The sequence below is a fragment of the Clostridium sp. HGF2 genome (genome assembly GCF_964240115.1).
Classification (GTDB): domain Bacteria; phylum Bacillota_I; class Bacilli_A; order Erysipelotrichales; family Erysipelotrichaceae; genus Clostridium_AQ; species Clostridium_AQ innocuum.
Genome location: NZ_CAXSSO010000001.1, coordinates 711,826 through 725,696, shown reverse-complemented (window position 1 = coordinate 725,696; position 13,871 = coordinate 711,826). Strand labels below are relative to the sequence as shown.

General features: G+C 43.7%; 17 protein-coding genes. 4 read left to right on the top strand and 13 right to left on the bottom strand.

Going from position 1 to position 13,871, the window contains the following annotated elements:
* The 3 genes from ACESPQ_RS03475 to ACESPQ_RS03465 form a co-directional block, all read right to left on the bottom strand.
* Window positions 1-555, bottom strand: coding sequence for a glucose-6-phosphate isomerase family protein (locus tag ACESPQ_RS03475; protein WP_065532107.1), 555 nt, complete (start codon window positions 553-555; stop codon window positions 1-3).
* The gene (locus ACESPQ_RS03470; RefSeq protein ID WP_002607793.1) at window positions 552-1,328 is read right to left on the bottom strand and encodes a glucose-6-phosphate isomerase family protein; all 777 of its coding nucleotides are present in this window, start codon (window positions 1,326-1,328) and stop codon (window positions 552-554) included. The genes ACESPQ_RS03475 and ACESPQ_RS03470 overlap by 4 nt, the downstream gene beginning before the upstream one ends.
* Window positions 1,329-1,494: 166 nt before the next feature.
* Window positions 1,495-2,253: a GntR family transcriptional regulator gene (locus ACESPQ_RS03465; RefSeq protein ID WP_008818691.1), complete on the bottom strand. Its 759-nt coding sequence runs from the start codon at window positions 2,251-2,253 to the stop codon at window positions 1,495-1,497.
* Window positions 2,254-2,360: 107 nt separating this feature from the next.
* On the opposite strand from ACESPQ_RS03465, the gene deoC reads away from it, so the two are divergent.
* The 3 genes from deoC (at window position 2,361) to ACESPQ_RS03450 (ending at window position 5,259) form a co-directional block, all read left to right on the top strand.
* Complete coding sequence (gene deoC, locus ACESPQ_RS03460) at window positions 2,361-3,062, top strand: deoxyribose-phosphate aldolase (protein WP_373143937.1); 702 nt, start codon at window positions 2,361-2,363, stop codon at window positions 3,060-3,062.
* On the top strand, window positions 3,059-3,928 hold the full coding sequence (locus ACESPQ_RS03455; protein WP_257372265.1) for a sugar nucleotide-binding protein: 870 nt from the start codon (window positions 3,059-3,061) through the stop codon (window positions 3,926-3,928). Before deoC ends, ACESPQ_RS03455 begins: the two co-directional genes overlap by 4 nt.
* A gap of 455 nt (window positions 3,929-4,383) precedes the next feature.
* Window positions 4,384-5,259 carry a beta-1,6-N-acetylglucosaminyltransferase gene (locus ACESPQ_RS03450; protein WP_257327571.1) on the top strand — a complete coding sequence of 292 codons (876 nt, stop codon included), beginning with the start codon at window positions 4,384-4,386 and terminating at the stop codon, window positions 5,257-5,259.
* 471 nt (window positions 5,260-5,730) lie between these two features.
* Here ACESPQ_RS03450 and ACESPQ_RS03445 read toward each other — a convergent pair whose 3' ends face one another.
* The 7 genes from ACESPQ_RS03445 to ACESPQ_RS03415 form a co-directional block, all read right to left on the bottom strand.
* Window positions 5,731-5,796, bottom strand: a complete 66-nt coding sequence (locus tag ACESPQ_RS03445; protein ID WP_257327586.1) for a hypothetical protein — start codon at window positions 5,794-5,796, stop codon at window positions 5,731-5,733.
* 327 nt (window positions 5,797-6,123) lie between these two features.
* Entirely contained in the window at window positions 6,124-6,435 is a 312-nt protein-coding gene (locus tag ACESPQ_RS03440) for a hypothetical protein (RefSeq protein WP_002611076.1), read from the bottom strand.
* A 73-nt stretch (window positions 6,436-6,508) separates the two neighbouring features.
* Window positions 6,509-7,399, bottom strand: coding sequence for a PTS system mannose/fructose/sorbose family transporter subunit IID (locus ACESPQ_RS03435; protein ID WP_055200528.1), 891 nt, complete (start codon window positions 7,397-7,399; stop codon window positions 6,509-6,511).
* 2 nt (window positions 7,400-7,401) lie between these two features.
* Window positions 7,402-8,238 (bottom strand): PTS mannose/fructose/sorbose/N-acetylgalactosamine transporter subunit IIC, encoded by an 837-nt coding sequence (locus ACESPQ_RS03430; protein WP_055200531.1) that lies wholly within the window; start codon window positions 8,236-8,238, stop codon window positions 7,402-7,404.
* Between the two features lie 64 nt (window positions 8,239-8,302).
* Entirely contained in the window at window positions 8,303-8,794 is a 492-nt protein-coding gene (locus ACESPQ_RS03425) for a PTS system mannose/fructose/N-acetylgalactosamine-transporter subunit IIB (protein ID WP_002611082.1), read from the bottom strand.
* Between the two features lie 33 nt (window positions 8,795-8,827).
* A complete protein-coding gene (locus tag ACESPQ_RS03420; RefSeq protein WP_002611084.1) occupies window positions 8,828-9,256 on the bottom strand; it encodes a PTS sugar transporter subunit IIA in 429 nt (142 codons plus the stop codon).
* A 496-nt stretch (window positions 9,257-9,752) separates the two neighbouring features.
* Window positions 9,753-10,694, bottom strand: coding sequence for a type I phosphomannose isomerase catalytic subunit (locus ACESPQ_RS03415; protein ID WP_118002698.1), 942 nt, complete (start codon window positions 10,692-10,694; stop codon window positions 9,753-9,755).
* Window positions 10,695-10,858: 164 nt separating this feature from the next.
* On the opposite strand from ACESPQ_RS03415, the gene ACESPQ_RS03410 reads away from it, so the two are divergent.
* Entirely contained in the window at window positions 10,859-11,752 is an 894-nt protein-coding gene (locus ACESPQ_RS03410) for a sugar phosphate isomerase/epimerase family protein (RefSeq protein WP_002611088.1), read from the top strand.
* A 130-nt stretch (window positions 11,753-11,882) separates the two neighbouring features.
* On the opposite strand, the gene ACESPQ_RS03405 is transcribed toward ACESPQ_RS03410, so the two are convergent.
* The 3 genes from ACESPQ_RS03405 to ACESPQ_RS03395 are packed head-to-tail and all read right to left on the bottom strand — an operon-like array spanning window position 11,883 to window position 13,855.
* Complete coding sequence (locus tag ACESPQ_RS03405; RefSeq protein ID WP_002611090.1) at window positions 11,883-12,209, bottom strand: hypothetical protein; 327 nt, start codon at window positions 12,207-12,209, stop codon at window positions 11,883-11,885.
* Window positions 12,210-12,249: 40 nt separating this feature from the next.
* Entirely contained in the window at window positions 12,250-13,056 is an 807-nt protein-coding gene (locus tag ACESPQ_RS03400) for a Cof-type HAD-IIB family hydrolase (protein WP_233105071.1), read from the bottom strand.
* Window positions 13,034-13,855 (bottom strand): Cof-type HAD-IIB family hydrolase, encoded by an 822-nt coding sequence (locus tag ACESPQ_RS03395; RefSeq protein ID WP_002611094.1) that lies wholly within the window; start codon window positions 13,853-13,855, stop codon window positions 13,034-13,036. Before ACESPQ_RS03395 ends, ACESPQ_RS03400 begins: the two co-directional genes overlap by 23 nt.
* Window positions 13,856-13,871: the final 16 nt, after the last annotated feature.

The following is a 13,871-nucleotide window of genomic DNA, read 5'->3' as shown; positions in this document are numbered from 1 at the left end:
CTAGTCCTCTACTTTCTCAAAACGAAGGGTTCCTTCTTCTTTATATATACGATATCCAAACGGCTGACGTTCAACTGCGGCATAATCATGGCCTGCATCACATGGCCAGCAGGCACCGATTTTCATCGGCTCCTCACCGGTATTGATCAGCCGGTGTGCAAGATGTCCGTCAATATGGTGAAGAGAGCCGGGATAGGTTTTTTCTGCCCAGGTTGTCCCATCCTCATCCATCAGCATCAGCAATCCTTCTCCGGCAATGCAGAAATAAAATTCCACACATTCCCGGTTTTCATGCCAGTGTCCGCGGGTCATATTGCATTCGCCGTTTACCAGTACGGGATACAATACAGTCAGCCCCCAGTTCAGATTGCCTGCGCGTTTGTCATCCCCCTGCGTATAGTGATATACCTCATACATCAGCGTATCATCCGCAAGTGCAGATTCTGTACGATAGAAGCCTTTCGCATCCTGATACAGCTTGACGGAGGTGTTTACCTCACTGCCTCTGATTACATCCTGAAAATCATGAATGACTTTTGGTTCAATGACGTTCATTTATGAAATTCCTCCCATTCCTTTTCCTTCAGCTGCGGTCTTGATACAAACAGAAAGCGATCCGGGTCTTCAATAAACTGCGTATAGATCGGCTTGCCCGGCTCCAGATCAAATTGCGGATAGTCGTGTGCAGCTATCACGTGCAGCTTTGCATTTTTGTAGGCAGGATTTATTTCCCAGGTAATATTACCAGCCTCTACGACCGGAAAATAGGCAATTCCATGATGGGCACGCACTTCCTCATAATCAAAGCCGAAATCCCGAACACACCATGCACCGAAGGTCAGCGGCTTTTCCACATTAGCGTTAATGGTCGCATGCACCCAGCCCGGTGGAACGATGACAACTTCCCCTGCTTTCGCATGGACTGCGTAACAGTTTCCCGCATCGTCCTTTCCATATTCCTGCATATAGATAAAGGCTTCACCGTCCCATATCTCATACACCTCACAGGTTGAGGACTGGCAGGACGGGGATATTGCGTGAATATGCCCCTGGGAACGTACCGGTTCCTTTCCAAGGGTTCCCTTTGCATAGGTCACAGCACCATACAGCAGATTGCGTTCTGTAATCGCTGTGTGATCCTGCTTTCTTCCTACATCCATAACAATGCTGTAAAGAATTTCAGGACCTGTACAGGATGGATCCTGCAGGGAGGAGCGGATTGCTTCCAGCGTTCTTTTTTCCGGCTTCGGACCAAACACGTCCGGTCCATAGACAAATTCCATATCCTTCTCTCTGCTTTCAATATCAAAGCCAGGATAGAATTCCATATAACCACCTCCTAGTTGTTATATCATTATGTCATTTACACCTGTATTGTATCCTGTTTCCCTTCTTCTGTCAACCGCTAAAAAGAAAAAAACAGGCAAAATATGCATCCCTTTGCATACTGCTCACAATTCATCTGAAAAGAAAAAACCGTCACCTGAATGACAGTTAATTCTCTCTGCGAATCAATCGCATCTTAAACTTATTACGATCTCCGCGGTACTCCGCAATCGAATATTCCACTGGCTCATCCTGCTGTGTATAGGCAACCGTTTCCACATGCATCAGGACGCCGTCCTCCTCCATATTCAGAATCGTACGCTCCCGCTGACCCGCTTTTCTTGCCTCTACAGTACGATCGACATAGGCAACCTCAGTCTGATATTTCTGTGAGAAGATATCATATAAGGAAGACTGTTCGAAATCCTCCAGCTCGATATCCAAAAAGTGCTCATACGGTACGAAGGTATTGACCAGAACCATCTCCTCATGATCTGCATAACGAAGGCGCTGGAGGTGAAATACCCGTTTGCTTTTCGGATAAATCTCCACACACTCCTCCGGCAGCTCAATCACCTCACTGACAATCACTCTGGTGGATGGGGTCAGATGAAGACTGCGCATTTCCTCATCAAAGCTTCCCAGCTTCTGAAAGAAGTAGCCTTCAATTTTCGGACGTGACACAAAGGTCCCCTTTGCTTTATGCCGTGTGATGTAGCCTTCATTGATCAGTTCGGAAAAGGCCTGTCGCACAGTTGGACGCGAAATATCCAGCAGCTCACAGAACTCCGCTTCGGTCGGCAGCTTGTCCCCGGCCTGAAAAATCCCCTGCTTCAGCAGCTCCACCAGCTGTGTCTTCAGCTGAAAATATAAGGGCACCGGTGATGCCTTACTGATTGTAAACTGTTTTGCGATTCGCTCATCCATAATTGTCCGACTCCTTTTCACAATATCTTAATTATAACGGATTGACTTCTGTTTGACAACTTAAGTTCGTAATGTTATAATGTAATTACATTAAAGGAGGGTATTATATGGATATCATCAATACACTAACAGAAAAATCACTCGCCAAATATTTCGATCACACCTTTTTAAAGGCATATGCGACAAGAGCAGACTTTGAAAAGCTATGTAAAGAAGCTAGGGAGCTGGGTACTGCAATGGTCGCAATCAACTCCGCACAGGTATGCGTTTGCAAAGAGCTGCTGAAGGGATGCGATGTGCATGTGGGTGCTGCAATTTCCTTCCCGCTGGGACAGACTGTTTTGGAAATCAAGGTGGAGGAAACAAAAAAAGCAATACAGGATGGAGCTGATGAAATTGATTATGTCATCAATATCGGTGAAGCAAAGATGGGACACTGGGACTATATTGAAGAGGAAATGCGTCAGATTACAGAAATCTGTCGTGCGCATAAGGTAATCAGTAAGGTCATCTTTGAAAACTGCTATCTGGAAAAGGAAGAAATTAAAAAGCTGGCGGAAATCGCAAAAAAGGTGAAGCCGGATTATATCAAAACAAGTACAGGCTTTGGAACCGGCGGAGCTACGCTGGAGGATGTTCGTTTGATGAAGGAAACAGTCGGGGATGATGTAAAGGTCAAGGCTGCCGGAGGTGTGCGTGACTGGGTAACCTGCAAGGCTATGATTGAGGCAGGTGCTGAACGAATCGGTACCAGCAGCTCCATTGCTATTCTGGAAGGCTTCCGAAACGAAAGAGGTCAGCAGAAATGAAAACAATGGTGATTACAGGAGGTAACGGATTTATCGCATCTCTGGTAAAAGAGGCTATGCAAAGCTCCATGGAGATCATCCCACTTACAAGAAAAGAGCTGGATTTAGGGGATACTGCTGCTGTTCGCAGCTGGTTTAACACCCATGATTACGATTATGTTTTTCATACCGGAGCTATGGCACAGACAGCGGACTGTGAAAATCATCCGGAGCTGACACACCGCATCAATGTGGACGGTACAAAGGAAATCGCCAAGGCCTGTAAAGAGAAGAATGCCCGCTTGATTTTTATCAGTACCGAGCAATGTTTCAATGGCAAAACTGAGGAAGGACCGTTCACAGAGGATACACCGTTATGCTCGGTTACGGCATACGGCAATCACAAGGTGGAATGCGAAGACTTTATAACCTCCGTGCTGGAGGACTACATCATACTGCGCTTTTCCTGGATGCTTGGCATGAGTCGTCCGGGAATCAAGGCATCACCGAACATTATCCGTAACGTTATGAATGCCATGTTCTATCAGACACCTGCTAAATTTACGGTGAACGAGATTCGAGGAATGACGTATGCACAAAAGCTGGCGGATGTATTTGATAAAATTATCGAACTGCCTTCCGGTATCTATCATGTATCCGATACCAACACGCATAACACCTATGAGTCCGCTAAAATCGTAGCACAGAAGCTGGGATTCACACAGGAACAGATCGATGCCTGCATCCTTCCAAATCATGAGCGGTATGCAGATCGCTTCCGGGATTATCGTCTGGATACTCAAAAGCTGAAAGCACATGGAATTGATTTTGGTACCTTTGAAGAAAATGTGGATGCCTGTCTGAAGGATTTCGGCTGGCTGAAATAACACGAAAAAGAATATCCTGTTATTGGTGACAGGATATTTTTTATCAGCATACATAGAAATATAATCCGTCAAATCAGAATATACCAAAGAGTGCACTTACGAACCGCATAGGTAATCTTATCAGATTGCCTTTTTTTCCATACGATCAAAGCGTTGATTCCATAATCCCCTTCACACTCTTTAGGCGGAAATAAATAGATAACATTTTTTCTATAAACCAGCTTGATGTCTATATATAGATACTATATTATCCGTTTTCGTATGATCTAATTCAACCTAATAAAATCAATAGATCAGCATTTTCCCTTTCGAAATTGAACAGCTTTATGCTTAATTACAGCAAATCACTGCCTGCTATACCTTTTCTTCCTACCTTCCAGTTTCTAATGACGATTATCACTACAATTTTCATCTGAAAATGATATAATAGACTGGTAGTATATGGAGGAATGATTATGAAAATAGCATATCTGATGCATTCAGACCGGAAATACGATGAGGTTGTAGAAACGATCAATCAGCTTACCAAACAAGGGGATCACGTTTTTATCATGATAAATGATGATGATCTCAGAGAGCAGGTTCAATTTGTGTACATGGATTATTCCAGAGTACATATTTCCCACACACAGGAATTCGCTCAGGAAGGCGATATGTCAATGGCAAGGGGTACACTGATTCAAATGAAGGAAGCTGTTCAGATAGGCTTTGATTATTATATCAATTTGAATGATGGTATGATGCCGATAAAAACGAGGGAGGAAATTACCGCATTTCTGGAAGAACAGAATGGTAAGGATTTCTATTATGTGGAAACCTCTGAGAAAGAGGAGCCTGCGCTGCGTAAAAAGACTTTAAAGTATTATCCCTTCACAAATCTTCTGGCCTTTCCCAGAGGAAAAGCAACACGTGCAATTACCAGAGGCTTTGGAAGCTTACTGTATGCTTTGCACATCCGCAGAACTCTGGATGATGTCATTCAAATTGGCAGTCCCTGGTTTATGCTGACGCATACCAGTGCACAGATCCTTGCAGATAATTTTGACTATTGCTCCACGACATTCAAATTATCCTGGTATGCCGAGGAAATGTATATCCCTATGATGCTGGATAAGTTTGGAAATAAATGTGTTGAGCATGTAAATAATGATTATCGTGTTGTAGGAAACGGAAAATGGGAACGCAGTCAAAACACACGCCCAACAACGCAGGAGGCGATTGACCGATATCCGAAGGCACTGTTTGCGGGTGCTATTCTCGTTGATGAAGATTTCACTCTATATGAAAAATATTTCGATATATATAATGCCAATTTAGAAACGGAAGAATAACTGATCATCGGTTATTCTTTTTTATCGTAAATGAATATCACTTTCTAAGGTGATTCAGTCATAGTATTCCTTTTGCCGCCTATTGTATAGCATATATTGGAAACATGATCCGATATCATAAAGAGCAGCTTTCTTTCGGCTTGTGAATGTTTAAAAGGCAGAATACCAAAATACTTTTGAAGCATGATAACGCTTATACCTAGTACAAACGGAAGCACTTACCTTTTTTTGTATGAATACAGGATTGCTGTATGGATGCTGCATGAAACATAAGCATTTCATCTAATTCATTTAGCCAGGCTGGAATTGTAACCTTTTACTTATCACTCTTTTGTTATAACGTTTATTAAGTTTATTGGAAGTAAGCTCAATCATCCTAATAAACACGCCATTTGCATAGTTGATCGTAAATGAATCACTCATTACAGGAATTTCTTCTTTGTTTTCTTTTTCTCACATCCAAACAAAGACCTAACACTCTTTGGCCGTCTCAATCGCCTGCTCTGATGTGTCTCCACACGTGATAGCTTCTGGCAAATCCGGAAACGTAACAGTATAGCGACTATCTTCTTTTTCAAATAACGCTGGATAAATCTTTTGCAGGAAAAGGAACAGCAACGCTTTTATTGGTCACAGGATTATGCAATATTCTACGGTAACCTACCTGTTGTATCTCAATAAAAGTGCCCTGTTTAAGCAGTTTCATCATCTGCTTTGAAGTCATCCCATCATATGATTTTCCTTCGTCTTTAAATACGCTTAGATGTGTATGTCAATATTTTCATACACATTTATACACGCTATAAACACGAAAAAACTTCCCATAGGAAGTTTTCATACATCAGAATTAGAAAAGGGATATTCTTAAAACCCTTTCAATTCATCAATCATTGCTAAAACATGCTTCTTCCCATTACGGAAGCTCATGAAGGACATAATGGTGAATCCACCAGATAGAATTGCACCAACCAGAGCAATCCATTTAACTACATTTCGGACTGTATCACTGATATCCGGTAAAATAGGATCTTTCATGCCGGTAAATCCCCAGACACAAAGGCCTGCAGTCACAAGGAAAATAATCCCTCCAACCTTGACCCAGCTTCCGAGCCGTCGTACCAGTATATTTTCAGACTGTATTTTCTGTTTCAATGCATCCTTCTCTGATTTCTTCATCACTTATACCTCCTGTTATAAAGAAATCATCCCCACTTGGGAGGCAGGGATGATATTTCTATTTTTTTGTTAATTAGTAAGACAGACCTGGATCGAAGAATCCAACAAGAACACCGACGATAGCTACAACAACCATCAGCAGCATAATTTTGATTGGACTAACAGCTTTCTTAGCCATTAACCACCAGCAGCCCAGTACGAACAGCAGAGTCAATACGCCAGGGAATGCGCCATCCAGTTTTTCCTGCAGTAATACAGGTACTTCCTGAGTTCCTGTAACCTTTTCGATTACTTTGGAACCTTCGATAACAAGTTCTTTCTTATCCTGAATAGAAGTTGTCAGCTGTACAGAAGTAGTAATAGATACCCAAGTACCAGCCATAGCACCAACGATTACCTGACCCATAACGATTACAGATTCACGTAATGCAGTTGCCTGCTCACCAACGATAACTTCTACAGCAGAACCACCAAGTTCATAACCTTTGTTATAGATCCATTTCTGGAAGAAGATACTAGTCACGTTCCATACAACGATATAGAACAGAGGACCAATAATGGATCCGCCTTCCGCAAGACCTAATGCAATACCTAATAATACTGGAATATACGTACCAACGATCAGAGAGTCACCGATACCAGCCAGAGGACCCATCAGACCTGCACGAATACCATTGATCATTTCATCATCGATTTCTTCAGCACCGTTTGCACGAGCTTCTTCAAGACCAGCGGTAATACCAACTACGATAGAACCAATCTGAGGCTCTGTGTTGAAGAATGGATAATATGTCTGCAGCTTTTCAGCCTGCTCATCTTTTGTTTCATATAATTCCTGGATAATTGGTAACATGGACCACATGTAACCGAATGTCTGCATGTGCTCATGAGAGAAGCAAGTCAGGTTACCATAGAACCAACGCCAGAAAGAACTATTTAATGACTTTTTCGATACCTTTTTCATAATTAAATGTCCTCCTCATCGTCAATTCCTGCAGGACCTGCTGCAGCTCTGTTTTTAATCATCGTCATCTGGTAGTTAATCAATGCAAATACAGCACCAACTGCAGTTGCAGCGATCAGTGTCAGGCCCATAGAACCTGCCAGTGTGAAACCAAATAAGAAGAAGATCAGGTCAGTTGCCTTGTTTACAACGGATTTCAGCAGGATTGCGATTCCGACTGCAGGCAGCAAGCTACCCAATGTAAACAGGGATTTCATATACCAGGAATCCATAGGCAGTGCTTCCTTGAACTGGTCAACAGCACTTGCACCATAGAAAACAATCAGCATAACTGGGATGAAGGAAATCAGTAAGTGAGAGATAAGAGGGAAAATAACTTCAACCTTACCGATAATACTGAAATCTTTCTTGTCCAGACGAGCCCATCCAATGTGCTGCCAAACAAGGTTCATCATCGCAGTTCCATAGAACTGTACAGTACCTACAGTACCAACCATGGCACCTAAAGCACCTGCAAGACTGCTTGCTTCTGCACCACCAAGGTCAAGACCCTGGGATTTTGCAAGAGCCCAAGCCAGAGGGATACCAATGTAAGAAACGGCACGTAAATCCGCTGCTACGGTACCACCTGGAGTTACCAGCGCGATATAAATAATCTGCATAGGGACTGCAATCTGAATACATCCCTTAACGTCACCAAGGATCAACCCTACAAATACGGATGCGATCAATGGTCTGTTCAATGTGTAGTTACCAACTGTAGTACCTAAACATGCAATTGTGGAGGCCGCACAACAACTCATAAGACCGAGTAAAGCAGCCTGTACCCAAGAAATCATAAATTCATCTCCTTTTCCTTTTTGAATTTATCTAATCTAATTCGAACACAAATCTCCCAATTTATTAGTATCCGAATTTAGATCTGAATTTTGGCCAGGAACCGATAGCAGTTTCTTCCAGCAGTGCAAAGAATACATCGTAACCAGCGTTTGTCATCGCTTCGCATGCTTCTGCTTCTTCCTGTGTGATGGACTGGTTCTGTCCCAGCTTGGTAGCGCCCGGACGGTCGTTGCAAGGTCCGATAACAACACGTTTTACATCACTTGGTACAAACTTGTTGTCAACCAGCAGCTCTTTCATGTCAACCGGATTCTTCGTAATCAGGAAGTATCGCTTGTTGCTGTCAAGCACCGTCTGTGCCTTCTCAAGGAAGTGTTCCTTTGTCCATACAAATACTTTTTTGTCTGTGGATGCTACGAATGACTGTTTAAGAACAGGTGTGGTAGCAGCCTTGTCGTTTACTGCGATAATACCGTCACAAGGATATTCCTTGGACCAGCGTGTGATGATCTGACCGTGAATGATACGATCGTCAACTCGTACAAAACTAATCATGATTTATGTCCTCCTTAGATTAAATTCCGATGTTTAAATATCGTCTTCCGCGTCATCGCTCTCTACCTTGAATTCAGTAAGACCGGCATGACCCTCGCTCAGCAGTGTTTCTTTCAACAGCTCTGCATCGTCAAAATTATCTTTCATCAATACGGCGGTGATTGCCAGCGGCATATTCATACCTGCAATCACTAATGTGTTTGGCATCAGGCCTTTTTCATCAAGAACAGCCAGTGCGTTGGTGAATGGAGATCCACTCAGAATGTCTGCCAGCAGAATAACACTGTCGTCTGCATTCAGCGGCTCAACCAGTGTTCTGAAGTTAGCTGCAAATTCATCAGCACTCATATCTGCCTTCAGACTTGTACTCAGGACATCGTCACGTTCCCCTGTCATCATTTTGACAGCGGAATGCAATCCCGGTGCAAATTCACCATGACTTACCATAATCACGTATTTCATTTGTCGTCCTCCTTTTTTTCACGGACACAGAACAAAACTACGGTGTGAAAGGCCAAAAAAATATTTTGGCTTCCCTACCAAATCCTTTTTCTTACCTGCCTTATGCATTTACCTATACTTAACAGTACAGATGATAATCGTGGAAAATCATCTGTTTTTTTATGCTTTTGCATAGAAAACAGGGATTTTTCAGCATGTCTCATAAGGTATACGTTTTGAAACACCAGACCATACCAGCTCTGTCTGTGTTATGGCAGCTTTCACATTTCGAAGTGACCAGCTTTCGTTGAAATGTAATCGCTTACCTCCGCTATTTACATTGTAATCTTACACCACGTTCCTCGTAATTTCAACTGTTTTGATAAATTTTTCTCACATAATTACAAATGTAATCACACATTTTAACCAAAATGTCCTATCTGAAATAGAAAAAAACGCATATTTACAGCTATTTTTAGCAGTATACACGTTTTTATGTGAATATTGTGTGAAAAATTTATCTTACAAAACTTACCAGAATACGTGCCTTCCCACAGATTTCAATGTCCGCACAGCCCGCCGGTACGAAAATATTCTCAGTAAATGCAAATGGAAGCTCTTCTCCCTGATAGCGAAGGACACAGTCTGCGGAAACATTGCTCAGACAGTAAAAGCGCTTTTCATCCTGCGGCAGCACGTAGCTTCCCGCAACATCCACCAGGCGCACACTGAATTCCCTCCGGTCAACCAGCAGCTTCTCCTGCGTGGTATCCGCATCCGTAAAAGGTGTTGCCACTTTATTACAGTGCAGTCCGAAATCTGCGACATCAAAGCTTTTATCGATATGCAGCTCTCGCTCCCTGCCATTCGCATCCTGACGATGATAATCATAAAACCGATAGGTCGTATTGGAATTCTGTCCAATCTCGAGTGCGAGAATGCCTTTTCCCAGTGCATGCAGCATACCGGCATCAATGCATACGAAATCACCGGCCTCCACCTCGACCTTGCGCACATAATCCTCGACCTGATCATTTTCGACAGCTGCTTTGATCACCGCTGCATCCGACGCAGTCGTTCCGGCCACCAGCGTAGCTCCCTTATCTGCTTCCAGAATATACCAGGATTCTGTTTTCCCTTCATCGTTTTCATGCGCTCTTGCATATTCGTCATACGGATGTACCTGAATGGATAAATCCTCTCTGGCATCCAGATATGCAAGGCGAAGCATCTGATGCAGCTGTTTTTCTCCCAGTATGGATTGCGGATCCGCCTGAATCAGCTCATCCAGCGTTTTCCCTGCATATTCTCCATTCAGTATAACGTTTTTTGCATGCGGATGGGCACTGATCTCCCAGCAGGTGCCCAGCCCTTTTTCTTCCATACCGCGCATGGTTGTCAGACGGTCGTTTGCCCATATGGTCTTATCATATACAGGCTTCAGCTTCATAGGATACATACTATCTACCTCTTTCCTTCTTCCTTTTTCAAACTGATTATACAATGGAACCAGCCGAAAAGCAACTCATTGTAATTACATTATAACATATTTTTAAGATTTTATTTGAAACCGATTGCAAGTATATTGTTATATTGTTATAATAATTGCAGAGGGGTGAGCTTATGTACGCATCTGTAATTACTGACCAGATCGATGAGGATCTGGAAACCGCCTTACGCATAGCCAGGCTTTATGGTTATACGCACGTGGAGCTGCATAATGTGTTTGGAAAAAGTATTGAAGAATGCAGCCTGAAGGAAATCAACACCATTCGCACCTTGCTGAATACCTACGAACTCAAGGTTTCCTGTATCGCCAGTACCGTCTTCTTTCTGTGTCCGCTGATGGAGAACGATAAAGTAAGTCTGTTTAATCCGGCATTTCATGCGATTGAAGGGGATGTCCCTACACATCTTCGCTATTTGAAAAATGCATGCCGCATTGCTAAAAAGCTGAACTGTCCAAGGGTACGCATCTTTCCTTTCCGCTTTCCGGATAACCGGCCGCCTGCCTATGGCACACAGGAGCATATCGCTCTGATTATGAAAAATGTCCGACAGGCTGTGCAGATTGCGGAGGAGGAGCATGTGACGCTGGTGCTGGAAAACTGTCCGTATTCCCACCTTCCTAAGGGCCATATGAGCATTCAGATCGTGAAGGCCATAAAAAGTGACTATCTCAAGCTGCTATGGGATCCGGCAAACAGCTACCGTGCCTATAAGGAAAATGTCCCTGCGGAGTATCTGACCTTTTCACTCGAGGAGGAGCTGCATTATATCTATCCTTGGATCGATCACATCCATATTAAGGATTATGCATACAATGCCGCACTGGAAAAGCCGTTTCAGCATGTTGCCTTCGACATGGGAGACATCGACTTCATGATGATTTTTTCCAATCTGCGAAAATACGGATATGAGAATGCCGTATCGCTGGAAGCAGAGACCGATTATAATGAAACACTCGAGAGTATGAAACGCATGCAGGACTGGGTTACATTGTCCGATAATACCTGATGCCGAAAAAAAACCTGTTTTCCTTACGCAGAGCAAGCTGCCTTGAGGAACAGGTTTTTTTATAAGAAAATTTAAGTATACAAAAGCACAGATAAAACCCGCCCTTTTCAGAAGCGGGTTTCTTTTATCATCAACTCATCAGCATCTGAATGCCTAAGAAAATAAGCAGGATTATGATAGGAAGTCCCAGCAGAATGACATAGGCGAAATTCACCTTATGCACGACCTTGTTCCAGTTTTTCTCTACGAAATAATACCGGTCATCATCGGTTTTCATAATGACATCGGTCTCCATCAGATTGGCAATGGTGTATGCAATCACCGAGGTGGACAGTCGTAGATTTTTAAATGCATCGTATCCAACGGCCGTATCCGGTGTGAACGCGTAATGCTTTTTCAGAACATCCATAACCATCCTCGCCGATGTCTGCCCTGTTGTTGTTTTTTTCTTGGCCATAAAAACACTCCTTTAAGTTATTTACTATGTTGTTTGTACTCTATTCTATAACAAAAGTCACAGCTTCTGCAACACTTTTTACAACATGTGCAGCTTCCCTGCGCACTTCCTGTGCTGCCGAAGCCATACAGAAGCTGGCTTCCACCTCATGAAACAGTGGAATATCGTTGGCACCATCCCCGATGAATGCGACCTCCTCCTGTGACAGCTTCCAATACTCCAGTGCCTGTAAAAAGGATTTTCCCTTATCGATTCCCTTACGGGTGATTTCAATGTAATCAAAGGATGTCGGCAGGATTTCATAGGCATCCTGAAATTGCCTGCGCAGAATCGGCAGCCAGGTATCCCGGCGTTCCTGTGTATACGTATGGATACTGATTTTCACCACCGGCTCCTGCTTCTCCTTCAAATATCGCAACAGATCCCGATCAGCAATATCACCGAGGTAGGCAAGCTGCTCTCTTACCTCGTTCCAGTGCTCCGGTGCATACTGCTCCCTCATAAAGAAGAAGGTGCTTTGCTCATTGCAGACAAAGGGATTGATCTCATCCACATGATCCTTTAAAAACTCCATAATGCGTACTGCATCCCCGGCTTCAATGTGCTCCTCCATGACCTTCTCATCATGAATCCAGATAGATCCACCGTTATTTCCGATAATCATATCCGCAGCAAGTCTATAACGGCTGATCAGCTTCTGACAGAAGCCGTAATCCCGCCCGGTTACAATACCAAAAGCAATGCCGCGCTCTGCCAGCGTATGAATCGCCTGCACATCCTGCTGTTGTATGTTGCCATGTACATCGATCAGCGTTCCATCCAGATCACTCAGAAACAGCTTCATCATCACACACCCTGTCAATCAATCCATAATGTAAAAGTGCCTGTGCAATTCCGTTTCTGCTGCACAGCCCGCTCACATAATCCGCTGCTTCCTTCACAGCCTCTCTGGCATCCCCCATCGCAACGCCGATGCCACATGCTTTTATCATTTCCAGATCGTTGTAATCATCCCCGAAGCTGATCACATCCTGCATGCTCCAGCCCATCGCTTCACATATATGCGATACGCCCGTTGCCTTGTCATGGGCACCGTTGATATCGTAAAAGCAGGTATCAAACGGTGTAAACAAAAACTGCGGGAAGCGCTGTTTCATCATTTCCAGATCAGCATCCTCTATTTTAGCGACAGCTGCCAGGGGCATGGTATCCTGCAGATAACCCTCGGATTCCCGCTCATCCACCAGAATATCCAGTCGTCCCAGAAAATTCTGCAGCATATTGGCAATCCGCTTATAGCCGTGATAGCAGTGTGCCGCATCCTGACACTGAAACATCAATGCATTATCCGTCTTTTTAAAGGCATGGATCAGGCTTCGTGTTTCCTCCATGGTAAAGCTGTAATGATAGAGCACCTCATGCTGTGCATTGCGCACAAATGCACCGTTGCTGCAGACGAAGTAATCAAAGCTCACCTGCTCCAGCAGACTCTGCTCCATAGCAAAAGGAGGTCTGCCACTGGCGATTGCCAACTTCACTCCCTTCCTTGAAAGCTCATTCAGAGCATGGACACACGATGCAGGAACCCTGCGGTTCCCTTTCGTTACCAGAGTTCCGTCAACATCAAATACCGCTAGTTTAATCATAGCTTCCTCCTCCAGA